General features: G+C 74.2%; 20 protein-coding genes and 1 riboswitch. Of the genes, 13 read left to right on the forward strand and 7 right to left on the reverse strand.

Annotated features, from left to right (window positions below; translation table 11 throughout):
- Positions 1 to 58: 58 nt before the first annotated feature.
- The 5 genes from ACFOW4_RS08935 (at position 59) to ACFOW4_RS08955 (ending at position 5,523) form a co-directional block, all read left to right on the forward strand.
- On the forward strand, positions 59 to 1,288 hold the full coding sequence (locus ACFOW4_RS08935) for a winged helix-turn-helix domain-containing protein (RefSeq protein ID WP_377526182.1): 1,230 nt from the start codon (positions 59 to 61) through the stop codon (positions 1,286 to 1,288).
- Positions 1,289 to 1,343: 55 nt separating this feature from the next.
- A complete protein-coding gene (locus ACFOW4_RS08940) occupies positions 1,344 to 1,844 on the forward strand; it encodes a DUF2752 domain-containing protein (RefSeq protein WP_377526211.1) in 501 nt (166 codons plus the stop codon).
- Positions 1,845 to 2,065: 221 nt separating this feature from the next.
- The gene (gene thyX / locus ACFOW4_RS08945; protein WP_377526213.1) at positions 2,066 to 2,809 is read left to right on the forward strand and encodes an FAD-dependent thymidylate synthase; all 744 of its coding nucleotides are present in this window, start codon (positions 2,066 to 2,068) and stop codon (positions 2,807 to 2,809) included.
- Between the two features lie 46 nt (positions 2,810 to 2,855).
- Positions 2,856 to 3,782, forward strand: coding sequence for a 4-hydroxy-tetrahydrodipicolinate synthase (gene dapA, locus ACFOW4_RS08950; protein WP_377526183.1), 927 nt, complete (start codon positions 2,856 to 2,858; stop codon positions 3,780 to 3,782).
- A 52-nt stretch (positions 3,783 to 3,834) separates the two neighbouring features.
- Positions 3,835 to 5,523, forward strand: a complete 1,689-nt coding sequence (locus tag ACFOW4_RS08955; protein ID WP_377526185.1) for a ribonuclease J — start codon at positions 3,835 to 3,837, stop codon at positions 5,521 to 5,523.
- 90 nt (positions 5,524 to 5,613) lie between these two features.
- Here ACFOW4_RS08955 and ACFOW4_RS08960 read toward each other — a convergent pair whose 3' ends face one another.
- The 3 genes from ACFOW4_RS08960 to ACFOW4_RS08970 all read right to left on the reverse strand — a co-directional run bounded on the left by ACFOW4_RS08960 (position 5,614) and on the right by ACFOW4_RS08970 (position 8,894).
- A complete protein-coding gene (locus tag ACFOW4_RS08960; protein ID WP_377526186.1) occupies positions 5,614 to 6,657 on the reverse strand; it encodes an LPXTG cell wall anchor domain-containing protein in 1,044 nt (347 codons plus the stop codon).
- Between the two features lie 123 nt (positions 6,658 to 6,780).
- Positions 6,781 to 8,388 (reverse strand): YbjN domain-containing protein, encoded by a 1,608-nt coding sequence (locus tag ACFOW4_RS08965; RefSeq protein WP_377526214.1) that lies wholly within the window; start codon positions 8,386 to 8,388, stop codon positions 6,781 to 6,783.
- 26 nt (positions 8,389 to 8,414) lie between these two features.
- On the reverse strand, positions 8,415 to 8,894 hold the full coding sequence (locus tag ACFOW4_RS08970; protein ID WP_377526188.1) for a YbjN domain-containing protein: 480 nt from the start codon (positions 8,892 to 8,894) through the stop codon (positions 8,415 to 8,417).
- A gap of 113 nt (positions 8,895 to 9,007) precedes the next feature.
- Here ACFOW4_RS08970 and ACFOW4_RS08975 point away from each other — a divergent pair, with 113 nt between their 5' ends.
- Positions 9,008 to 11,458, forward strand: coding sequence for a DNA translocase FtsK (locus tag ACFOW4_RS08975; RefSeq protein ID WP_377526189.1), 2,451 nt, complete (start codon positions 9,008 to 9,010; stop codon positions 11,456 to 11,458).
- Between the two features lie 67 nt (positions 11,459 to 11,525).
- On the opposite strand, the gene ACFOW4_RS08980 is transcribed toward ACFOW4_RS08975, so the two are convergent.
- The gene (locus tag ACFOW4_RS08980) at positions 11,526 to 11,771 is read right to left on the reverse strand and encodes a hypothetical protein (protein ID WP_377526191.1); all 246 of its coding nucleotides are present in this window, start codon (positions 11,769 to 11,771) and stop codon (positions 11,526 to 11,528) included.
- Between the two features lie 95 nt (positions 11,772 to 11,866).
- Positions 11,867 to 12,181, reverse strand: a complete 315-nt coding sequence (locus tag ACFOW4_RS08985; RefSeq protein WP_377526192.1) for a DMT family transporter — start codon at positions 12,179 to 12,181, stop codon at positions 11,867 to 11,869.
- A gap of 59 nt (positions 12,182 to 12,240) precedes the next feature.
- Positions 12,241 to 12,309, reverse strand: a riboswitch (guanidine-III (ykkC-III) riboswitch).
- A gap of 89 nt (positions 12,310 to 12,398) precedes the next feature.
- Here ACFOW4_RS08985 and ACFOW4_RS08990 point away from each other — a divergent pair.
- The 7 genes from ACFOW4_RS08990 (at position 12,399) to ACFOW4_RS09020 (ending at position 18,774) form a co-directional block, all read left to right on the forward strand.
- Entirely contained in the window at positions 12,399 to 13,319 is a 921-nt protein-coding gene (locus ACFOW4_RS08990; protein ID WP_377526194.1) for an ornithine cyclodeaminase family protein, read from the forward strand.
- An 86-nt stretch (positions 13,320 to 13,405) separates the two neighbouring features.
- Positions 13,406 to 14,905 (forward strand): 30S ribosomal protein S12 methylthiotransferase RimO, encoded by a 1,500-nt coding sequence (rimO, locus tag ACFOW4_RS08995; protein WP_377526195.1) that lies wholly within the window; start codon positions 13,406 to 13,408, stop codon positions 14,903 to 14,905.
- 73 nt (positions 14,906 to 14,978) lie between these two features.
- On the forward strand, positions 14,979 to 15,569 hold the full coding sequence (pgsA, locus tag ACFOW4_RS09000; RefSeq protein WP_377526216.1) for a CDP-diacylglycerol--glycerol-3-phosphate 3-phosphatidyltransferase: 591 nt from the start codon (positions 14,979 to 14,981) through the stop codon (positions 15,567 to 15,569).
- 122 nt (positions 15,570 to 15,691) lie between these two features.
- Positions 15,692 to 16,285, forward strand: coding sequence for a CinA family protein (locus ACFOW4_RS09005; RefSeq protein WP_377526197.1), 594 nt, complete (start codon positions 15,692 to 15,694; stop codon positions 16,283 to 16,285).
- 154 nt (positions 16,286 to 16,439) lie between these two features.
- Entirely contained in the window at positions 16,440 to 16,898 is a 459-nt protein-coding gene (locus ACFOW4_RS09010; protein ID WP_377526198.1) for a helix-turn-helix domain-containing protein, read from the forward strand.
- Between the two features lie 188 nt (positions 16,899 to 17,086).
- Positions 17,087 to 17,968, forward strand: coding sequence for a PspA/IM30 family protein (locus ACFOW4_RS09015; protein ID WP_377526200.1), 882 nt, complete (start codon positions 17,087 to 17,089; stop codon positions 17,966 to 17,968).
- 23 nt (positions 17,969 to 17,991) lie between these two features.
- Positions 17,992 to 18,774, forward strand: coding sequence for a hypothetical protein (locus ACFOW4_RS09020; RefSeq protein WP_377526201.1), 783 nt, complete (start codon positions 17,992 to 17,994; stop codon positions 18,772 to 18,774).
- Positions 18,775 to 18,779: 5 nt separating this feature from the next.
- Here the strand turns inward: ACFOW4_RS09020 and ACFOW4_RS09025 are convergent, their stop codons facing one another.
- Positions 18,780 to 22,436, reverse strand: a complete 3,657-nt coding sequence (locus ACFOW4_RS09025) for a hypothetical protein (protein WP_377526203.1) — start codon at positions 22,434 to 22,436, stop codon at positions 18,780 to 18,782.
- Positions 22,437 to 22,608: 172 nt separating this feature from the next.
- Entirely contained in the window at positions 22,609 to 23,418 is an 810-nt protein-coding gene (locus ACFOW4_RS09030) for a DNA-formamidopyrimidine glycosylase family protein (protein WP_377526204.1), read from the reverse strand.
- Between the last annotated feature and the right edge of the window lie 180 nt (positions 23,419 to 23,598).

Raw genomic sequence — 23,598 nt, forward strand, 5'->3', positions numbered from 1 at the left:
GCCGTCGGAGTCCAGCTTCCCGCACCGACGTCGTACCGATGTTTTAGGGTCGCCGACGATGGCCGCACCGGAATCGCTCTCCCTCGCCCAGGCCCGGCGGGTGGCGCTCGCCGCCCAGGGCTTCGCCGATCCCACGCCCGCCGGCGTGCCCACCCGGCGGCATCTGCGCCGGGTCCTCGACCGGGTCGGGCTGATCCAGATGGACTCGGTCAACGTGCTGCAACGGGCGCACTACCTGCCGCTCTACAGCCGGCTCGGGCCCTACCCGACCACGCTGCTCGACCAGGCCGCCTACCGCCGCCCCCGCGAGTTGTTCGAATACTGGGGCCACGAGGCGTCGCTGGTCCCGGTCGCGCTGCACACGGCGTTGCGCTGGCGGATGGCCCGGGCCCACTCCGAGTCCTGGGGCGGCATGCGGCGGATCGCCCAGGAGCAGCCCGAGCTGGTCGCCTGGGTCCGCGACGAGGTGGCCGCCCGGGGGCCGCTGACCGCCGCCGAGATCGAGCACGACGCGCCCCGGGAGACCGGCCACTGGGGGTGGAACTGGTCGGCGGTGAAGCGGGCCCTGGAGTTCCTGTTCTGGGCCGGCGAGGTGGCCGCCGCGGAGCGCACCACCTCCTTCGCCCGCCGCTACGACCTACCCGAGCGGGTGCTGCCGGCGGCCGTGCTGGACGCGCCCACCCCGACCGACGCCGAGGCGTACCGCGCGCTGGTGGCGCTCGCCGCCCGGTCGCTCGGGGTGGCCGCCGAGCCGGAGCTGCGCGACTACTTCCGGCTGCCGCTGGCCGGCGCGCGGCAGGCCATCGCCGAGCTGGCCGAGGCCGGTGAGCTGGTCCCGGTCACCGTGGCCGGCTGGCGCCAGCCGGCGTGGCTGCACGCCGACGCCCGGCTGCCCCGCTGGGTGCGGGGCAACACCCTGGTCAGCCCGTTCGACCCACTGATCTGGGAACGCGCCCGCACCGAGCGGCTCTTCGACTTCGCGTACCGGATCGAGATCTACGTCCCGGCGCCGCAGCGGGTGTACGGCTACTACGTGCTGCCCTTCCTGCAGGGCGAGCGCTTCACCGCCCGGGTCGATCTCAAGGCCGACCGCAAGGCCGGGGTGCTGCTGGTGCCGGCCGCCTGGGTCGAGCCGGGCGCCGACCCGGGGGAGACCGCGGTGGCCCTCGCCGCCGAGCTGTACCGGCTCGCCGGCTGGCTCGGGCTGGACGCGGTGGCCCCGCCCGCGGCCGGCGACCTGGCCGGTCCGCTCACCGCCGCGTTGGCCGGCGTGTCCGGTGTACCGTGAGCGCGTGACGAGCGTTGACGGACCGGTCGACCAGCCGCAGCCCACGCCCACGACGGTGCCCGCCGCCGGCTGGCCGACGGCGCCGGTGGGCGGCTACCCGGCCGCCGAGCCGGACCGGCTCACCCGCTTCGTCCTCAAGCTCTACGACCGCTCGCCGCGCTGGGCGGTGCCGCTGGCCGCGGTCGGCTGCGTCGCCGCCGGGATGGGCTACGCGCTGCTCAGCGACCCGACCCACGCCGATCCGGACGCCGCCCCGAGCTGCCTGCTCAAACTGACCACGGGCCTGGACTGTCCGGGCTGCGGCGGCACCCGCGCTCTCTGGTACGTGCTGCACGGCGACCTGCCGGCCGCCGCCCGGCACCACTTCCTGTTCGTGTTCGCGCTGCCGTTCCTGGCGTACCTCTTCGTGGCCTGGGCGGGCAGCCAGGCGTTCGGCTGGCGGCTGCCCGAGCTGCGGATCAGCTCCAAGGTCATCGGTGGCTTCCTGGCCGCGTGGCTGGCCTTCTCGGTACTGCGCAACCTGCCCTGGGCGCCGTTCACCTCTCTCTACGTCTGACCGCATCGCCGAGGGGCCGGTGACCCTGGCCGCCGCCGGCGTCGGCCGGCCATGGGGCACGACAACGACCACACCGACGGACAGCATGCCGAGATCTTGGACACCTGTCGGGCGGGACCTACCGGAAGTGTCCGTGCCTGGCGGCGGGTGGGCGGTTTCACCGCCGCGAGCCGGAGTTGGGTGCGCGGCGGTGGCCCACTACAGTCCGAGGAATGCCGGAGATGGTGCAACCCCAGGTCAAGTTGATCGCGTGGACCCAGTTCGCGGCCCCGGACGACGTGCCGTGGTCGACCGACGCGGAGGGCGGTCAGGCGCTGGCCGAGTTCGCCGGCCGGGCCTGCTACCAGTCCTGGAAGAAGCCGAACCCGGCGACCGCCACCAACGCCGGCTACCTGGCGCACATCCTGGAGGTCGGGCACCTCTCGGTGCTGGAGCACGGCTCGGTGAGCTTCTACTTCACCGGGGTGTCCCGCTCCTTCACGCACGAACTGATCCGGCACCGGCACTTCTCGTACTCGCAGCTCTCCCAGCGCTACGTCCCGGAGCGGGACGCCGCCATGGTCGAGCCCGCCGTGATCGCCGACGACCCCGAGCTGCACAAGCGCTTCGTCGAGGCCGCCGAGGCGAGCGTGCGCGCGTACAACGAGTTGCTGGAGGGGCTGGAGCAGCGCTTCTCCGACGAGCCGAACCCGACGCTGCGCCGCAAGCAGGCCCGGCAGGCCGCCCGCGCGGTGCTCCCCAACGCCACCGAGACCCGGATCGTGGTCACCGGCAACTACCGGGCCTGGCGGCACTTCGTCGCCATGCGGGCCACCGAGCACGCCGACGTGGAGATCCGCGAGCTGGCCGTGGAGTGCCTGCGCCAGCTCCAGCGGGTCGCGCCGAACGTCTTCGCCGACTTCGTGATCTCCAAGCTTCCGGACGGCACCGAGGTGGCGACCAGCCCGCACGCCGAGGCGTCCTGAGCCCTTCCCCGGCGGGCCGCCGCTGGTCGTCCGCTAGGTTGGAGGCATGACGCACGACCACCCTGACGCCGCCGACCGCGCGGTGTCCCGCCCCTTCGGGCGGGTGATCACGGCCATGGTGAGCCCGTTCACTCCCGACGGCTCGCTCGACCTCGACGGCGCCGCCCTTCTGGCGCGGCACCTGGTCGACGAGCAGGGCAACGACGCACTGGTGGTCAACGGCACCGCTGGCGAGTCGCCGACCACCACGGACGCGGAGAAGGAACGTCTGATCCGCGCGGTGGTGGAGGCCGTCGGCGATCGGGCCCGGGTCGTGGCCGGGGTCGGCACCAACGACACCCGGCACACCATCGAGCTGGCCGCCGCCGCCGAGAAGGCGGGCGCGCACGGCCTGTTGGTGGTCACCCCGTACTACAACAAGCCGCCGCAGGCCGGGCTGGCGCGGCACTTCACCGCCGTGGCGGACGCCACCGGCCTGCCGGTGATGCTGTACGACATCCCGCACCGCTCCGGTGTGCCGATCGACACCGAGACGCTGGTCCGGCTCGCCGACCACGGCCGGATCGTCGCGGTCAAGGACGCGAAGGGCGACCTGACCGCCACCAGCTGGGTGACCAGCCGGACCGGTCTGGCCTTCTACAGCGGCGAGGACGCGCTCATCCTGCCCGCGCTGGCCGTGGGCAGCGTCGGCGTGGTCGGCACCTCGACGCACTTCACCGGGGTCCTGACCGGCCAGATGATCGACGCGTACGACGCGGGGGACATGTCGACCGCGTTGGCCCTGCACCGGCGGCTGCTGCCCCTGTACACCGGCATCTTCCGCACCCAGGGCACCATCCTGGTGAAGGCGGGCCTCGCGGCGCTTGGCCTGCCGGCCGGTCCGGTGCGCCCTCCGCTCGTGGAGGCCACCGACGACGAGATCGCCCAGCTGCGCGCGGACTTCGCGGCAGCGGGCCTGGAACTGCCCGAATGATCGAACGACACGATGGGCGCCGAGTGACGGCGTCGCAGAATGAGGTGGACGCGTGACCGAGGCGCACATCGACGCGGAGTTGCCCCCGCCGCTGCCGGAGGGTGGGCTGCGGATCATCCCGCTCGGCGGGCTCGGCGCCATCGGTCGCAACATGACCGTCTTCGAGTACGACGGCAAGCTGCTGATCGTCGACTGCGGGGTGCTCTTCCCCGACGTCGAGCAGCCGGGCGTTGACCTGATCCTCCCCGACTTCGGGCCGATCCTGGACCGGCTCGGCGACGTACAGGCGATCGTGCTCACCCACGGTCACGAGGACCACATCGGCGCCGTGCCCTACCTGCTCGCCCACAAGCCGGACATTCCGCTGGTCGGCTCGCAGTTCACCCTGGCCCTGGTCGAGGCGAAGCTCGCCGAGCGGCGGATCCAGCCGTACACGCTGACCGTGCGCGAGGGCGGCCGGGAGCGGCTCGGCCCGTTCGAGTGCGAGTTCTTCGCGGTCAACCACTCCATTCCGGACGCCCTGGCCGTGGCCATCCGCACCCCGGCCGGCCTGGTGCTGCACACCGGCGACTTCAAGATGGACCAGCTGCCCCTGGACGGCCGGATCACCGACCTGGCCGGCTTCGCCCGGCTCGGCGCCGAGGGCGTCGACCTGCTGCTGTCCGACTCCACCAACGCGGAGATCCCCGGCTTCGTCACCCCGGAGCGGGAGATCGGGCCGGTGCTCGACTCGATCTTCGCGAAGGCCACCGGCCGGATCATCGTGGCGTCGTTCGCCTCGCACGTGCACCGGGTCCAGCAGGTCTTCGACTCCGCCGCCGAGCACGGCCGCAAGGTCGCGCTGATCGGCCGGTCGATGGTCCGCAACATGGGCATCGCCCGGGACCTGGGCCTGCTCAACATCCCGGCCGGACTGGTGGTCGGGATCGAGGAGGCGACCACGTTGCCGCCGGAGCAGATCCTGCTGATGTCCACCGGATCGCAGGGTGAGCCGATGAGCGCGCTGGGCCGGATGGCCAGCGGCGACCACCGGCACATCACCATCGCCCCCGGTGACACCGTCGTGCTGGCCAGTTCGCTGGTGCCGGGCAACGAGACCTCGGTCTACCGGGTGATCAACCGGCTGGCCCGGGCCGGCGCGGTGGTCGTGCACAAGGACGTGGCCAAGGTGCACGTCTCCGGTCACGCTCCCGCCGGTGAGCTGCTCTACCTGCTCAACGTGGTCCGGCCCAGCAACCTCATGCCGGTGCACGGCGAGTGGCGGCACCTGCGCGCCCACGCCCGCCTCGGCGTGGAGTCCGGGGTGGCCGCCGACCGGGTGGTGCTCTGCGAGGACGGCGACGTGGTCGACCTGGTCGAGGGCCGGGCCAGTCTGGTCGGGCACGTGAAGAGCCGGTACGTCTACGTCGACGGCCTCGCGGTCGGCGACGTGAGCGAGTCGCTGCTCACCGAGCGGCGGATCCTCGGCGACGGTGGCTTCATCGCCACCACCGTCGTGGTCGACTCGGTCACCGGCAAGGTCGTCGCCGGTCCGACGCTGTCCGCGAAGGGCTTCTCCGAGGACCCGGAGGCATTCAACCCGGTGGTCCCGCTGGTCACCGAGGCGCTCAACCGGGCCGCCTCGGACGGCATCACCGACCCGCACCAACTCCAGCAGATCGTCCGGCGCACCGTCGGCCGCTGGGTCAACGACAAGTACCGCCGTCGGCCCATGATCGTGCCCACGGTCGTCGAGGTCTGAGACCGCGCGCTGCGACGCCCGTCCGCACCCTGTGTGCCGGCGGGCGTCGCCGTTCGCGGACTGCCCGGTCGTCGCAACAGCCGGTCCGGCTCAGCCGCGGAAGAACCGGCGTCGGAGCAGCAGCAGCCCGGCCCCCAGCGTCAGCAACGCCGCGCCGACCAGGACGTACGTGGTGCTGGCCGACCCGGTGCGGGGCAGCTCAGCCGCCTTCGGGGTGGACGAGGTCGGTGCAGCGGTCGGGTTCACCGGCGGCGGGGTGGTGGCATCGCCGGCGCCGGACCCACCGCCCGTCAGCCGAAGCGTCACCGAGGTGTCCTTGTTGGTGTACCGGTTGACCGGGGCCAGCCAGAGCCGCACGTCCTTCGTGCCGCCGGTGACCGCCACCCGCACGTCGAAGCCGTCCGTGGCGCCGTCCGGAAGCGCACGCAGCCGCAGGATCTCGCAGCCCACGCCGTTCATCCGGCCGCTGTCGGAGCACGCCGGCGCGGTCACCCGCACCCCGGCCGGGGTGGCGATGTTCAGTGCGTACCCGCCGAGGTCGAAGGTGCCGGTGTTGGTCACCCCCACCCGGATGGTCGCCACGCCGTCCACGACCGGGCCGGCGGTGGCCCGCAGACGCAGCGACGTGCGATCCGGCCAGTTGATCCGGAAGTCGGTGGGTCGCTCGGTGACGCCGTCGGCGTCCCGGCCGGCGACCGAGCCCCACGCGTTGAACCCGAAGACCGGCTCGGGGGCCGACGACGTCACCGTCAGCCGGTAGACCCGGCCACCTCCGGCCGGCAGTTGCGCGCCGCCGCACAGCCAGGTCCTCTTCGCACCGTCGTCAGGTCGGCAGTCCCCGCCCGAGGTCAGCCCGACATTCTGCGGAAGGCGGAGCACGAAGAAGCCCTTCGCCGCCGTCGCACCCTGATTCCGGACGTCGACCTCCAGCGGGGCCGACGGGTGCCACGGGTCGCCGCCGAGGGGGAGGAGCTCGGCGCGGGCGGTGATCGTCGCCTCCGCGGCTGCGGTGGTCGCGCCCGTCGTGGGGGTCGACGTCGGTGTGGCGGCCGGTCCGGCGACGGCCGGTCCGGCGACGGCCAGCGCGGACAGTACGACGGTGGCGAGAATGGCGGCCCTGACTGAGCGCTTCATGACAACTCCCGGGGGTGTGCGGCGGATGACGGCGGTACCACATCCGTCCGACGCCCCCGGTTGCGTACTGTCGGATGTCGCACTCTTTCCGCCTTGCCTGCAACCGTTTGCCCCGTTCGCGGATCAGGGCAGGGCGGCCACCGCCTCGGCGTACGCGACGCCGGTGGCGACCGCGGCGTCCACGAGGACCAGCAGCTGCGCCGGGGCCACCCCGTGCGTCAGGTCGGTGGCGACGTCCCCGGCCAGCACCAGCTCGTCGCCGAGCTCGTGGGCGTACGCCTTGGGCAGCAGCCGGTCGTGGTTCCAGGCGTTGCAGAAGGCGTATGCCTCGGCGCGACGGTCGGCCGGCAGCCGGCGTGTGGCCAACGCCCGCGCGTGCAGCACCTCGCCGCGCTCGCCGGCCCGGCGGAACTGGATCACCGCCGCGCCCCACCGACCGACCACCGTGCCGCCCTCGTCCACCACGTAACGGTCGCCACGTCGGTCCAGCGCCGCGGTGATCAGGTTGAGGCTGAGCGGGACGGGCTCCAGCTCGTCGAGGCCCGCGCCGCCCGGACCGGCCGGCGGCTCGTCGTCCGACTCGTCGTCGGACGCCTCGGTGGGCAGCGGCACCGGCGCCGCCAGCGGGCGCTCGGCCAGCCAGGCCGCCATCCGCCCGGACTGGTGGCCGGTGCCGTTGCGGGCGTCGAAGCTGCCGGCCAGTTCGGTGGCCACACCGAGCAGCAGCGTGCCGAGCGCCGGGACGTCCAGCTCGATCGCTGGCCGCCCGCCGTGCGCCGGCCGGCGTACCCGCCGCTCGCCCAGCCCGGCCTCCACGGCCAGCGCGCAGACCAGCGCACCGGCGGCGGCGAACTCCATCGCGGCCAGGTCGTCGGCGGGTTGGTCGAGCCGGGGCAGCTGCTCGGCCAGCAGGTCGAGCCCGCGCGCCGGGTGCCCGCCCAGCGCGCAGTACCGCAGGTGCGCGGCGAGGTACGGGAACGCCGAGCGCTCCCGCCGGTGGCGCCGGTACGCCCGCACGTGCGCCGTCGCGGCCCGCTCCGGCTCGCCCACCCGCAGCCACGGCAGCAGCCCCGCCACCAGTGCCCGCTCGGGTTGGTCGGTGCAGTCCACGGCCGGCTCGGCCAGCTCGGCCAGTGCGGCGGCCCACTCGCCCCAACCGGCGAGCAGCTCCGCCCGGCGGGCCGGGGCGCAGCCGGGGCAGCCCCCGGCCGGCCCGGGTTCGGCGTCGACCCACCTCTGGTACGAGCTCCGGGCGGTGGGCTCGTCGCCGAGGTGGTCGGCGATGCGGCAGCGCAGCTCGGCGACGGTCGCCGCGTCCGGGGCGTCCGCCTCGACCCGACCGGCCAGGTCGTCGAGCAGGGACCGGGTCTGGTCCAACCCGATCCGGGGCGTGCCGAGCAACGCCTCCACCGCGTAGCGCTGGTAGCGCAGCAGCAGCCCAGCCTCGGCGTCGTCGAGCAGCTCGGGTCGGGCGTCCACGGCGGCCCGGCAGCGCCGCACCGGCTCGATCAGCCGCCACCGCTCCCCGTGCAGCAGGTACGCCTCGATCAGCGCGAACCTGGCCTCCACTCCGGACTTGACGTCGCCGGCCGCGTCGGCCCGCCCGGCGATCTGCTCCAGGGCCGCCACCCGGGCCGTTCCGTCGGGCAGGTCCCGAGCATCGGCGAGCGCGGCCACCAGGGCGGGGTCGGCGGCGTCGGGACCCCGGGCACCGGTCCCGCGGCCGGTCACACCGACGCCGGGCTCCTCCCGGCCGATCACGCCGGCACCGCGCCGGGCAGTCGACCCACCGCCGCGGCTAGCTGGCAACCGGTGGAGATGCCGCAGTCGAGCAGTTGGTCGAGCTGGTGCGGGGTGACCCCGCGCTCGAGGTCGGTGATCACCTCGCCGTAGACGCGGGCCCGGCCGTCGTCGTCGACGTGGACGAACGCCTTCGGCCACAGCCGGTCGTGGTTCCAGGAGTTGCAGAAGGCGTAGAGCGCGGGCACCTGCTCGATCGGAAAGGTCGGCGTGACCATGGTGCGGACCTGGAGCAGCTCGCCGGCCCCGCCCAGGCGCAGAAACCAGATCAGGTTGTCGTCGAAGCGGCCGACCAGGTCGCCCTCGACGTCGCGGCCGACCGACCGGCCGCGGGCGGCGAGCACCGCGGCGACCAGTTCGCCGGTCAGCGGACGCAGTGCTTCCGGGGGCCCGGCCAGTGGATCGTCCGGACCGTCCTCGATTCCCGACGACGCCATCGGGCATCCCTTCTGCGGCGGATATCACGACCGGCGGCGGGGTCCGTGCTGCGACGCGCGGACACGACCCGGAAAAGCGGGGATCTACCGGGTCCCGCCGTTACCGTGACTCTATGGCGGGCCGTACCTCTCAGGCGAGCCGGCGGCGCGGCGCGTCGCCGCGCGGTGGCTCCAACAGCCGTGCCCGTCAACCGGCGAAGAAGACCCGGGCGCCGGTCCGCCGGCGCACCGCGCCGGCCCGGCCGGGTCCGGCGGTCTACGTCGGCCGCGCGGTGGGTGCACTGTGGATGGGCCTGGCGCACGGGATGGGCTGGGCGGTGCGGGCCGCCGGCCGGCAGGCCGCCTCCGCCCGCGACCTCGACCCGGAGCACCGGCGCGACGGTGCCGGCCTGCTGCTGTTCGGGCTCGCCCTGCTCAGCGCCGTGGCGATCTGGCTCTCCGGTGCCGGGCCGGTGGGGGCGCGGCTGGCCGACACGGTGCGGCTGTTCCTCGGCGCGATCGCGATCGTCGTGCCGGTGCTGCTGATGATCGGCGCCTGGCGGCTGATGCGCCAGCCGGCCGATCCGGCGCACCGCGGCCGGGGGCTGATCGGCTGGGGGTCGCTGCTGGTGTCCACGGCGGCGCTGCTCCAGATCGGCCAGGACCCGGTCGACGACGTGCAGCGCGACTTCGCCGGCGGCCTGGTCGGCGCGGGCGTCGGTGGGCTGCTGGAACGGGCGGTCACCGCCTGGGTCGCGGTGCCGCTGCTGATCCTGCTGCTGCTCTTCGGCCTGCTCGTGGTGACCGCGACGCCGATCAACAAGATCCCCGAGCGGCTGGGCCTGCTCGCCGGCACGCTGGTCGCGCCGCCGTCGGCCGAGGACGCCGAGGAGGCGCCCGCCGCGCCGGCCCGTCGGCGACCGACCAAGCGCACCCGACCGCCGGTGGATCCGGACGACTTCGACGACGTCGACGGCGTCGACATGCAGGAGACCCTGGTCATCCCGCGCAAGCCACCGGCGAAGGTGCCGGCGAGCCGCAAGCCGGCCGAGCCGCCGGAGCACTCGCCGCTGCCCACCCGCGCCGAACAGCTCGAACTCAACGGGCTGGCCGGCGACTACACCCTGCCGCCGGCCAACATGCTCAGCAGCGGGGCCGCGCCGAAGACCCGCAGCAAGGCCAACGACGAGGTGATCGCCGCGCTGACCGGCGTGTTCGACCAGTTCGACGTGGACGCGGCGGTCACCGGCTTCACCCGCGGCCCGACGGTCACCCGGTACGAGGTCGAGCTGGGGCACGGGGTCAAGGTCGAGCGGATCACGCAGCTCTCCCGCAACATCGCGTACGCGGTGAAGTCACCGGACGTGCGGATCCTCAGCCCGATCCCGGGCAAGAGCGCGGTCGGCGTGGAGATCCCGAACACCGACCCCGAGAACGTGGCCCTCGGCGACGTGCTGCGCTCGCGGGCCGCGACCAGCGACCACCACCCGATGGTCGTGGCGCTCGGCAAGGACATCGAGGGCGGCTACGTGGTGGCCAACCTCGCCAAGATGCCGCACATCCTGATCGCCGGCGCGACCGGCGCGGGCAAGTCGTCCTGCCTCAACACCCTGCTGGTGTCGATCCTCACCCGGGCCACGCCCGACGAGGTGCGGCTGCTGCTGATCGACCCGAAGCGGGTCGAGATGACCGGCTACGAGGGCATCCCGCACCTGGTCACCCCGATCGTGACCAACGCGAAGAAGGCCGCCGACTCGCTGGACTGGGTCGTCCGCGAGATGGACATGCGCTACGACGACCTGGCCGCCAACGGGGTCCGGCACATCGACGACTTCAACCGCAAGGTGCGCAACGGCGAGATCAAGGCGCCGCCGGGCAGCGAGCGGGAGATGCGCCCGTACCCGTACCTGCTGGTGATCGTGGACGAGCTGGCCGACCTGATGATGGTCGCGCCGCGCGACGTGGAGGACTCGGTCGTCCGGATCACCCAGCTGGCCCGCGCCGCCGGCATCCACCTGGTGCTGGCCACCCAGCGGCCCTCGGTCGACGTGGTGACCGGTCTGATCAAGGCCAACGTGCCGTCCCGGCTGGCCTTCGCCACCTCCTCCCTCGCGGACTCGCGGGTCATCCTCGACCAGCCCGGCGCGGAGAAGCTGCTCGGCCGTGGCGACGGGCTCTTCCTGCCGATGGGCGCGTCCAAGCCGGTACGCATCCAGGGCGCCTGGGTCACCGAGCGCGAGATCGCCGACGTGGTGAAGTTCTGCAAGGACCAGCGGGAGCCGGAGTTCCGGCCGGACGTGCTGGCCCCCGCGCAGGAGAGCAAGAAGAAGATCGACGAGGACATCGGCGACGACCTGGACCTGCTGGTGCAGGCGGTGGAACTGGTGGTCACCTCGCAGTTCGGCTCAACCTCGATGCTCCAGCGCAAGCTGCGGGTCGGGTTCGCCAAGGCGGGCCGGCTAATGGACCTCATGGAGACCCGCGGCGTGGTGGGGCCGTCGGAGGGCTCAAAGGCGCGTGACGTGCTGGTCAAGCCGGACGAGCTGAAGGAGGTCCTGGTCGGCCTGCGCGGCGGCGGCGACTGACCGGCGCCCGGGTACGCCACGGGCCCGCCGATCGTCCGACGGGCCCGGGGCGCGGGGAGCGGCGAGGTCAGTTGTTGATCAGCGCGGAGATGATGACCAGGCTGATCACCGCGGCCACGACGCTGGCCGCGGCGGCGTACCAGCCGAGCGGCTTGTCGCCGAGCACCGCGCCGACGATGCCCGCGATCACGCCGAGCACGCCGAAGATGACCGGGTTGAGCAGCAGCGCGAGCACCGCGAAGACGAAACCGAGGATCGTGAGGATCCGGGCGGCTTGGCTGCGCGGACGGGCGGTGGTGGGCATGTCGGCCATGTCTGCCTCCGGGATGAGAGCCTGCGTGGACGGTCGATTTCTACCCACTGTGGTCGATCAGCACGCGTACTGGTCGGCACCACGCCCAGCGCGGCTCAGTGGAAGACCTTCAGGCCGACCACCCCGGCGACCACCAGCAGCAGGCAGAGGATCCGCGGCAGGCTCGCCGACTCGCCGAGCGCCAGCATCCCGACCAGCGCGGTGCCGACTGCGCCGATGCCGACCCACACCGCGTACCCGGTGCCGACCGGGATCTCCCGCAGCGCGTACGACAGGCCGGCCATGCTCAGCACCAGGGTCACCACGAAGGCCAGCGACGGGACGAGCCGGCTGAACCCGGCGCTGCGGTCCAGCGCCACCGCCCACGCCGTCTCCAGCAGTCCGGAGATCACCAGTACCAACCAGGCCATCGTTCACCTCGCGGAGGAGCGCCCGGGCCCGCCGGGCCGGACGAGTCGAGTCTGCACGTCACGCGGGCGTCTTGGCCTGACCGGGTACGCCCACCACTCGTCCGGGGCGGCCACGGGCGACCGGGCCACCGGTGCCGACGCTAGCACCGGCGGCGAGCGGGTGACGCCGGCCACCCTCCGTTGACCTGTACCTCACTTCAACTTGCAGGATCTCCGGATGACGCTGCTCTACGCCGATCCCGAGGTCGCCGCCGCGCTGGACGCCGCCACCACGGTCGATGCGATGCGGGCGGCCCTGCTGGCCGTGTACGACGGCCGGCTGGTCGCCCCGCCCCGGGCCGCCGCCTCGCTCGGCGGCGGGCGGATGGTGCTCACCGCCGGCCACCTCGTCGGTGAGTGGTACGGCTTCCGCTCGTACGACACCTTCGGCCACGCGCAGTGTGAGCAGGTGGTGGTGCTGCACGACGGCCGGACCGGCGCCGTCCGGGCGGTGGCCGTCGGGGAGGAACTGGGCTCGCGGCGTACCGGCGGGCTGGGCGGGGTCGCGGTGGACGCGCTGGCCCGCCCCGACGCGGCCACGCTCGGGGTGATCGGCTCCGGCCGGCAGGCCTGGACCCAGGTCTGGTCCACGGCGGCGGTACGCCCGCTGCGCGAGGTGGTGGTGCACAGCCGCTCGTCGGCGCGGCGCGACGCCTTCGCCGCCCGGGTCCGCGCCGAGCTGGGCGTGCCCGCCCGCGCGGTGGCCGACCCCGGTGCCGCGGTGGCCGGGCGGGACGTCGTGGTGCTCGCCACCACCAGCCCGACCCCGGTGCTCCGTGCCGCCGACCTGAGCCCCGGCACGCACGTCAACGCGGTCGGCTTCAAGCAGCGCGACCGCAGCGAGTTCGACACCGACCTGCTCGACACCGCCGACCTGCTGGTCACCGACTCGCCGGCGCAGGCGCACGCGTACCAGCCGCCGATGCTCGCCGCCGCGCCCCCGTACGCCGAGCGGTTGCACGACCTGGGCGCGATCCTGGCCGGGGCGGTCCCCGGCCGGACCGGCGCGGACCAGATCTCGCTGTTCTGCTCGGTCGGCCTGGCCGGCACGGAGGTCTTCCTGCTAAGCCGGCTGGTCGCCGTCGCCGCCCCGGTCTGAGCGCCCGCCGGGCCGACCGGATGTGAGCCGGCCGATGCCGGCGGCCCGCCGTGCGTGGGCGTCGCCGGGTGGCCCGGTACCCTCGGATGGTGTCTGCCACCTCCTCTCCCGCTGCCGACGGCCGTCGTGTCGCCCTGCTGACCCTGGGCTGTGCCCGCAACGAGGTCGACTCGGAGGAGCTGGCCGCCCGGCTGCACGCCGACGGCTGGCAGGTGACCACCGACGGCGAGGGGGCCGACGTGGTGGTCGTCAACACCTGCGGCTTCGTGGAGAAGGCCAAGCAGGACTCCATCCAGACCCTGCTGGCCGCCGCCGACACCGGCGCCAAGGTGGTGGCCGCCGGCTGCATGGCCGAGCGGTACGGCCGTGAGCTGGCCGACAGCCTGCCCGAGGCGCAGGCCGTGCTGAGCTTCGACGACTACCCGGAGATCTCCGCCCGCCTGAACGCCGTGGTGGCCGGCGAGGCGATCGACGCGCACACCCCGCGCGACAGGCGCGAGCTGCTGCCGCTCACCCCGGTCTCCCGCCGCGACAGTGCGGTCTCCCTGCCCGGCCACGGCACCCCGACCCGCATCGTGACCGAGACCGACGAGCACACCCCGGCGCACCTGCGCCAGGTGCTGCGCCACCGGCTCGACACCGGCCCGGTCGCATCGCTGAAGCTGGCCAGCGGCTGCGACCGGCGCTGCGCGTTCTGCGCCATCCCGGCCTTCCGCGGCGCCTTCGTCTCGCGTACGCCGGACGAGCTGCTCGCCGAGGCCGAGTGGCTGGCCAAGACCGGCGTACGGGAGCTGGTGCTGGTCAGCGAGAACTCCACCTCGTACGGCAAGGACCTGGGCGACCCCCGGGCGCTGGAGAAGCTGCTGCCGCAGCTCGCCGCGATCGACGGGATCGTCCGGGTCCGGGCGAGCTACCTCCAGCCGGCCGAGACCCGGCCCGGCCTGGTCGAGGTGATCGCCACCACGCCGGGCGTCGCCCCGTACTTCGACCTGTCGTTCCAGCACTCCAGCGAGCCGGTGCTGCGCCGGATGCGCCGGTTCGGCTCCACCGACCGGTTCCTGGAGCTGCTGGCCAGCGCCCGCGCTCTGGCCCCCGAGGCGGGCGCGCGGAGCAACTTCATCGTCGGCTTCCCCGGCGAGACGCGCGCCGACGTCGATGAGCTGATCCGGTTCCTCACCGAGGCCCGGCTCGACGCGATCGGCATGTTCGACTACAGCGACGAGGACGGCACCGAGGCCGCCGGCCTGCCCGGCAAGGTCTCGGCGGCAACCGTCAAGCGGCGGTACGACCGGCTCAGCGCGCTCGCCGACGAGCTCTGCTCGCAGCGGGCCGAGGACCGGCTCGGCTCCACCGTCGAGGTGCTGGTCGACTCGGTCACCGACGGCGTGGTGGAGGGCCGGGCGGCCCACCAGGCGCCGGAGGTGGACGGTTCCACGACGCTGGTCGCCCCGGTCGAGGGCGGGGTCGACCTCGCCGCGCTGCGCCCCGGCGACCTGGTGCGCGCCACCGTGACCGGCACCGAAGGCGTGGACCTGCTCGCCGTGCCGGATGAGATGATCTCGGCGGCGCCCGGCGCGGCACGGTGACGGCGGGCCGGACGGAGCGGGGGAGCCAGGTGGCGCGGTGCCGGGAACGCGGCGACCGGAGCGGGGCGAGGCGGTGACCGAGGCGACGGAACCCAAGCCGGCCCGGGTGGTCCCGGTCGTTCCGGTGCTCAACGCGGCCAACGCGCTGACCGCGCTGCGGCTGGTGCTGGTGCCGGTCTTCGGTGCCTCGGTGGTCCTCTCCGGGATGAGTCACGCCGGCTGGCGGATGGCCGCCTGCCTGATCTTCGCGGTGGCGTCCGTCACCGACCTGGTGGACGGCTGGATCGCCCGCCGCTTCGGTCTGATCACCTCGGTCGGCAAGGTGGCCGACCCGATCGCCGACAAGGCGCTCACCGGCGCCGCGCTGGTGCTGCTCTCCTGGTACGACCAGCTGCCCTGGTGGGTCACGGCGCTGATCCTCGTCCGGGAGCTGGGCATCACCGGGCTGCGGTTCTGGGTGATCCGGCACGGCGTGATCGCCGCCAGCCGGGGTGGCAAGGCGAAGACGGCGCTGCAGATCCTGGCCATCGCCTGGTACCTGTGGCCGATGCCGGCCGCCCTCGCCACCGTCGGCCCCTGGATCATGGCCGCCGCGGTCGTGGTCACGGTGCTGACCGGCTTCGACTACATAGCCCAGGCCCTCCGCCTCCGCCGCCCCAACTGAACCCGCCCATCGCCCGTTGACCATGTGTTGCCGTCCGGCGCGGCGGGTCGTGGCGACAACTTCATGATCAACGAGGTTGGCCGGTGAGGGTTAGGCGATGCGGGCGCGGGAAGGACGGGTGTATGGAGCGGGAGAGTGACGCCGACGGACGGCGACCGATCGGTAGTCCGGCGGCCGGTGTGGTGCACAGTCTGGCGCAGCGGCACGAGACGCTGGCCACGGTCGAGTCGCTGACCGGTGGGCTGCTCTCCGCCTCGATCGTCGAGATCGCCGGGGTCAGCGGGGTCTACCGGGGTGGCCTGGTGGTCTACGCCACCGAGCTGAAGAGCGAGCTGGCCGGCGTACCGGCCGAGCTGCTGGCCGAGCGCGGGCCGGTGGACCCGGACGTGGCCGCGGCGCTCGCCGAGGGCGGGCGGCGGCGCTGCGGGGCCGACTGGGGCCTCGCCACCACCGGCGTGGCCGGCCCGGAGCCGCAGGACGGCAAACCGGTCGGCCTGGTCTACGTCGCGGTCGCCGGCCCGAACGGCGGGGAGGTACGCCAACTCGACCTGGACGGCGGGCGGGACCACGTCCGCTCGGCCGCGGTGATCGAGGCGCTGCGGCTGCTCGCCGAGCGGATCCACGCGGCCGACGAGGCCGGTGGCGGTGGCAGCGCCGACGGGCCGGGCGAGGACGCCCGGGACGCGACGGGAACGGCCGGGGCCGGGCGCCGGTGAGGCGTCCGACCGAGCTGACGGGCGGGGCGGGATGTCGCCCGGGCCCGCACCGGGTACGGTTGCGGGAAGGCTCCGGCGCTGCGGGGTCGGCGCGGTCCGCCGCGACCGGCCGTCCGGCGCGCCGGACGAGTGGTATCCCTCAGGGGGAGGTGCGATGGTCCTGCTACGCCGGGTGATCGGTGACGCACTGCGGGCGCGCCGCCAGGGGCAGCACCGCACCCTGCGCGAGGTCTCAACCGCCGCCAACGTCAGCCTCGGCTACCTCTCCGAGATCGAGCGGGGGCACAAGGAGCCGTCCAGCGAGCTGCTCGCGGCGATCTGCGACGCGCTCGGCGCCCGCCTCTCCGAATTGCTGCGCGAGGTCAGTCACACCGTGGCGTTGGCCGAGCAGATGCCCGACGTGCTGGTGCCGGTGCAGGACGAGCCGGTCGAGCCCGCTCCCGTCGGGGCGGGCACCGCCGTGCGCAGGAGCACCAACCGCGGGGTACGCCAGGTCAGCTCCGACGGCAAGGTCGCCGTCTCGGTCCGTCAGGACTCGCCGCTCAAGGCGACCCTGCGCAGCACCCGGGTCCGTCCCACCGATCGGGACCGGGACGTGGTCTGCGCCGCCTGAGCCGCTACCTGGGCGGGCTGGTCCGGGCCGCGTAGGGTGGCCCGCAGGGGCCACCGGTGCCGTCGACCGCCCGGTACGGATGCCGGTCTGGCGTCTGGCTGGGACGATGGAGACCGGCCGTGTCGTGGTCGGTCGGTCCATCCGGCCCGGCCTCGGCGGAGCGACGCTACTGAGGGGATACCGCGGAGATGGCGAACCCGTTCGTCAAGGGCTGGAAGTACCTGATGGCGCTCTTCGGCGCGAAGATCGACGAGCACGCCGACCCCAAGGTGCAGATCCAGCAGGCCATCGAGGATGCCCAGCGCCAGCACCAGGCGCTGGTCCAGCAGGCAGCCGCCGTGATCGGCAACCAGCGTCAGCTGGAGATGAAGCTGTCCCGGCAGATGTCCGAGGTCGAGCGGTTGCAGGCCAATGCCCGGCAGGCGCTGGTGCTGGCCGACCAGTCCCGGGCCAGGGGCGACGAGGCCGAGGCCGGCCGGTACGAGCAGTCCGCGCAGGCCCTCGCCACCCAGCTGGTCTCCGCCGAGCAGGCCACCGAGGACCTGAAGACCCTGCACGACCAGGCGCTGGGCGCCGCCGCGCAGGCCCGCCGGGCGGTGGAGAACAACTCGATGATCCTCCAGCAGAAGCTCGCCGAGCGCACCAAGCTGCTCAGCCAGCTCGAGCAGGCCAAGATGCAGGAGAGCGTGGCCCGCTCGCTGGAGTCGATGTCGTCGGTGACCGCGCCCGGCACCACTCCATCGCTGGACGAGGTGCGCGACCGCATCGAGCGGCGTTACGCCAACGCGATGGGCCGCGCCGAGCTGGCCGGCAACTCGGTCGAGGGCCGCATGCTGGAGATCCAGAAGGCGACGCTCGACTCGGCCGGCTCGGCCCGGTTGGAGCAGATCCGCTCCAGCATGGCGGGGGAGCAGCTCGGCGGGGCGCCGCAGCGGCCCTCGGTGCCGCAGGCCACCCCGGCCGACTCGGCCGCCCCGCCCGCCGACCCGGCCGCCTCCGCCCGGCTGGACGAGATCCGGGCGAACATGGCCCGTGAGCGGGGCACCGGCGATCCCACCGCCGCCGGCTGAGCGGCCGGTCCGAGGAGGTCAGGGTGGCAGACGAACGGACACGGTACTTCCGCCGGCTGGGTCGGCTGCGCCGCTCCGCCCGGCGGTGGAGCGTGCTGGCCGGTGGGCTCGGCGGAGCGGCGGCGGTGCTGACCCCGTACGCCGGTCTCGGTCTGCCGGACGCGGCCTGGGCCGGCGCGGCGGGCAGCGCGATCGCGCTGGCCGCCTGGCGCTGGGTCGACCTGCGCGCACTCGCCGCCCGGCCGGTGCCGCCGGCGCTGGATCCGGCCGAGGCGGCGGCCCGGTCGCGGGCCCGACTGGTCGCGGCCGTGGAGCGGCTGCCGGTCGGTCCGGGCGTGCTGGCCGAGGTACGCCGGGTGCGCTCCCGGGTCGCCCTGCGCGGCACCAGCGCGGCGCAGCCGTGGGCCCGGCTCGACCGGGCGGCGCTCACCCTGGCGGGGATGGCGACCCGGCTCACCGGGCTGGCTGAGCCGGCCGTGCTGGAGGCCGCCGCCGCCGACCGCTCGCTGCGGGAGCTGGCCGCGCGGGTGGCCAGCGTCGAACGGGCGCTGCGGTTGGCCCCGGCCGACGCGGGCCCGCCGCTGGCCGAGGCGCACGCCGTGCTGACCGCCCAGTTGGAAAGCGGAGTCGTCGCCTACGAACGGCTGGTGGTGGCCGCCGCCGGCTACCTCGCGGAGGACGCCCGACCGGAGACCACCCACCCGGCCGCCCGACTCACCGAGGCCACCGACCTGCTGCACGGGGTGGCCTCGGCGCTGGCCGAGCTGCGCGCCGTCGCCATGCCGCTGCGCGCGCCCACCAACTGACCCGCTCACGGCGGGGTGGTCACCGGGATCGGGCCGGTGAACGGCGAGCTGCCGACCACGTTGAACGAGCGGATCCGGTAGTGGTAGGTCACCCCCCGGGCGAGCCCGGTGTTGGTGAAGCCCCGCCCGGTCACGGTGAAGGTGACCACCTCCTGACCGAACGCGGGGTCCAGCGCCCGCTGCACGATGAACCCCGACCCGGGGCCGGTGGGGGTGCTCGCCGCCCAGCCGAGGATCACCGTCGCGGTGTCCGGTCCGGGCGCGCTGGCGGTGGCGCGTACCCCGGTGGGTGTGCCCGGCGCGGGCGGGGTGTGCGCCGCGGCCACGGTCGACCACGCCGAGGCGGCGCCCAGGTACGTGGTGCGGACCCGGTAGTAGTAGGTGGTGTCCGGCGCGAGGGCACCGTCGAGGTGGTTGTCCCCGACCCCGATCGCGGTGGTGCCCGGGCCGCTGGTGAACGTCGGGTTGGTGGCGCGCTGCACGTCGATGCCGGTGGCGAAGGAGCGGTTGGTCCAGCGTAGGGCGACCCGTAGCGGCGGGGCCGGCGGGATCGCCGCGGTCAGGCCGGCGGGCGCGGCGAGCTGCACCGAGGCGGGCACGCTGTTCGACCAGGACGAGCAGCTCACCGCGTTCTCCGCGCGCAGCCGGTAGTGGTAGGTCACCCCGGGGGTGACCGTCGCGTCGGTGTACCGGGTCGCGGCAGCCGCCACGGTGATGGCGGTGACCGCGCCGGCGAAGGTCGCGTCGGTGGAGCGTTGCAGCAGGTGACTGGTGGCCGGCGGGCGGCCACCGTTGCCGGTCCAGGCCAGCGCGATCGCCGGCAGCGCGGTGGCCGAGCCCGGCACCGGCGTGGCGGTCAACCCGGTCGGCGCCTTCGGGGCGACCCGCAGCACCAGCGGGCGGCTCATGCCCAGGTCGCGGTGGCCGGCCAACTGGCTGTGACAGCGGTACTCCCAGCCCAGGTTGACCAGCTGGTTCACCACCACGGCCGGTCGCCCGTCGGCCGGGCTGACCGGGGTGGAGCCGGTCCGGGCGCCGGCGGGACGCCCCGGGTCCAGCAGCCGGACGCTGTCGCCCAGCTTGAACGGCAGGGTGGGCGCGAGCGGGCGCAGCGCCACCACGACGTCCTCCCGGGGGTTCACCCGGACGATCTCCTTCCAGCCCAGCTCCGCAAGGTGCGGGGGGCGGATCGTCCCGTCCCAGCCGACCCGGTTGACCAGTTGCACGTCGCAGCCGGCGAAGCACAGCGGCTGGGTCTGCCGGGCGCTGCCGCTGATCCGCCAGAGCTGGGTGCCGTCGGTAGGCGCGCCGATGGGCACCGCCGGGTCGGTCACGAAGAGCACCTCGGTGGCCGGGTCGGTCGGGCCGAGCGGCAGGGTGGCCGCGGTGAGCGGCCCGGCCTGCGGGTGCCCGACGCCGAGCCGCCCGGCCAGCCGGCCGTGCTGCGGCTCGAAGACCTGCTGCGCGGCCTTCACCGCGATCGGCAGGGTGACCGGGCCGGGGGCGCCGGTCGGGGTGAAGGTGAGCGAGGTGGCGTGCACCGGCACGGTCGTGTCCCGGGCGGTGCGGGTGCCGAACGCCAGGTCGTACGCCCGCTGCGGCACGATCGGCGGGCGTTGGCTGGCCGCGTACGCGAGGGGCAGCCGTTCCCGCAGCCGGTTCAGGTCGTAGCGGGGCGCCGGCGCGCCGGTCACCCGGAACTGGAGCAGCGTGCGGGTGTTCGGCCCGTACCCGGGCACGGTGGGTGGCGGGCCGCCCTCCGCCGTGCGGTCCGACGCGTCGGTGTGCTGGTCGTAGCGCGGGTCGAAGGCGGGCAGTGGGGCCGGGCCGTCGTTGTACAGGATCAGGGTGCTGCCCGGAGGCAGGGTGGAGAAGTCGACCAGCACGTCGGCGCGCTCGCCGGGGGCGAGCAGCAGGGCGTGCCCGTCGACGTTCAGCACGGTCGGGTCGAGCCGGTCGTACCGGTAGCCGACCGGGCGGTTGGGCAGCACCACCGGTGCGGGGAGCAGCCCCGCCTCGTTGCCGATCTGGATGAACTCCGGTCCGGCGGCGTCCGGGTCGGGCACCCCGCCGTCGCGCCCGTCGGTCGGCCAGCCCGGGGGCCGGCCCGCCGCCCGTACGGCCGGCACCATCGGCACCTCCCCGGCGTGGGCGTCGGCGAGACTGCCGTCGGCCGCCCACATCGGCGCGTCCGAGCGGGCTCGGTAGAGCTGGAGGTTGAGGCTGCGGTCCGGGCAGGCGTTGAGGACACGGAACCGGTAGGTGCGCGGGCGCACCTCGAGGTACGGATACGCGACGCCGTTGACCAGCGGTGTGTCGCCGAACACCTCGGGCACCGCCGACGGGTGCGGCACGCCGGGGCTCAGCGGTGGCTCGTCGGGGGCGCCGACCGGATCGTGGTGCGGGTTGGGCACCGGGCCGGGGCCGGTCAGCGGCGCGGCGCCGTCGAGCCCGTCGGCGACCGGCCACCCGTCCGGCCGGCCGTGGTCGTCGGTCCTGCCCCCGGTCCACGGTCCGTAGTCCCAGCGGCCGGTCGGGTTGCGCCCGCCGGCCCGGTACGGGTGCTGCCGGGGCTGGTAGACGTGCGGGTGCCAGAGACTGCCCCGGGCACCCCAGCGCTCCCGGTCCCACGTGGGATCCTCGGCGGCCAGCTGGGTGTCGTCCGGCACGAACGTCTTGTCCTCGATGACCAGCGGAACCTGGTCGCAGGGCAGCACCCCGTCCGTGACGAGCTGGTCCTCCGCGGGGTCGCCGAGCAGGTAGAGCGCGAGCTGCCCGCCGTAGACGGTCAGCCGGGCCAGGCCGAGGGTGTTGTCGTGGAACCACATCAGCCGGCCGCTCTGCTCGTTCGGGTAGTAGAGCGTGGTGGCGCCGGCGCCGGGCGGCGGCATGTCCGGCACGTGGGTCAGCCCCACCCCGGTGGGGTACGGGGTGATCTCCCCGGCCGGGGTGATCCACTGCCCCGGGTTTCCCGCGCTGATCCAGCCGGTCTGTGCGCCGGCCAGGTGCAGCACCGCGCGGTTCTGCGGGTACGGGGCCGGGCCGTCCAGCGGGCCGAGTCCGGCCCCCTCGACGGTGGCGTCCACCGGCAGGAAGAGTTCGCCGCCCCGCCCGGTGGGAAGCTGGTTGATGAACTTCACCCGCACCGGCCGGCCCCGGCGCGCGACGATCATCGGCCCGAGGTGGAAGGGCCGCTCCGGGGGCGCGACCGTGTTGTGCCCCGCCGCGTCGGTGCCCAGGTTGAGCTGCCGGTAGCCGCGCAGCCGAGTGGCCGGCAGGTCGCGGTGCAGCCGCTGGGCGTACTCCTGCAGCCCGATCTCGTAGTAGTCGCAGCCCGGGTAGCTGATGGTGTCCGGCACGGCCACCGGCAGGTACCCGCCCAGGTCGTTGCGGCCCAGCGGGCCGGGGGTGGGCAGCGCGTCAACGAACTTGCGCAGCCCGGTGCCGGGGACCACCCGCCCGTCCGGGTCCTGGACCGGCCGGGGGCTGTACGCGAAGTTGGGCACCGGGCCGAAGCAGCGGGGGACGGCGGCCGGGTCCAGGCTGGCCGCCGGGGTGGTCTCCTCGGCGGTACGCGCGGCCGGGACGGACCCCGTCCGGCCGTTCCCGTCGCGGGTGGTCCGCTCGGTCCAGGTGGAGCGGAGTCTGCGGAACATCGCCATGGCTCTCCCCGGGGTCGGGGCCAGAGGGTCGCCACCCCGGCGTGGCGACCGGGTCGGGCCCGGCATTCTGCTGACGATCGGTGAGGACTCAACCGCAGCATGCGACGCGGACGGCCGGTTAGGAATTACCCAATCGTCCGTATCTGGCCGATCTTGGCCGGCGCGTGGGGAATCAGGCGGGGGTCGGCCCGGCCCGGCGCTCGGGCTGGCAGACCGGGCACCAGTAGGTGACCCGTTCGCCCAGCTCCTGCTTATGGATGGCGGTGCCGCAGCGGCGGCACGGCTGCGCGCGCCGACCGTAGACGTAGCTGGTCTGCCCCCGGTGCAGGGAACCGGTGGTGCTCTGCGTCCAGCGGCCGCGGTTGGCGGCGAGCAGCTTCTGGGCCAGGTTCACCGTGCCGGCGAGGTCGGGCACCGCGCCCACCGGCGTCCATGGCGAGACGCCGCGCAGAAACAGCACCTCGCACTTGTAGAGGTTGCCGACGCCGGCCAGGTTGCGCTGGTCCAGCAGCGCCTCGCCGATGGTCTCCTCCGGGTGGCCCGCGAGCCGGCGGACCGCCTCGGCCGGGTCCCAGTCGGGGCCGAGCAGGTCGGGGCCGAGGTGGCCGACCAGCCGGTCCTCCTCGGCGTTCGGCACCAGGGCCAGCTCGTGCAGGTGGTAGGCGACCGCGACCGCGCCCGCACTGCGCAGCACCACCCGGATCAGGTGCGCCGGCCGGCCGGCCCAGCGTTCCCCTGGGGCGTACGCCCGCCAGGCGCCGTCCATCCGCAGGTGTGAGTGCAGCGTCCAGTCCGCTCCGTCCGGGGCGGTGAGGCGGAGCAGCAGGTGCTTGCCCCGGCTCGCCGACTCGCGCACGGTCCAGCCGGTCAGGTCGGTGGTCGCCAACTGCGGCACCCGGAAGTCGCTCCCGGTCAGCCGCGCGCCGGCCAGCGCGCGGTGCAGCACGCGCGCGGTGTTCCAGACGGTGTCGCCTTCGGGCACCCCACCATCCTCCCTCCTTCGAGCGGTATTCGCATGTGTCGCTATTTGTGCCCAGGTTCCCCTTGATCTATGGACATGCGAGGGTCAGGAAGTTCTGAGGAGAATGCCCATGACGCGACCTAGTAGTGCTTTGTTAGGTCGGCGTGTCGTTGAGTCGTCGGAGTGGTTCCGGGTAGTTCG

It is taken from the genome of Micromonospora sp. GCM10011542, assembly GCF_042650685.1.
Lineage (GTDB): Bacteria > Actinomycetota > Actinomycetes > Mycobacteriales > Micromonosporaceae > Micromonospora.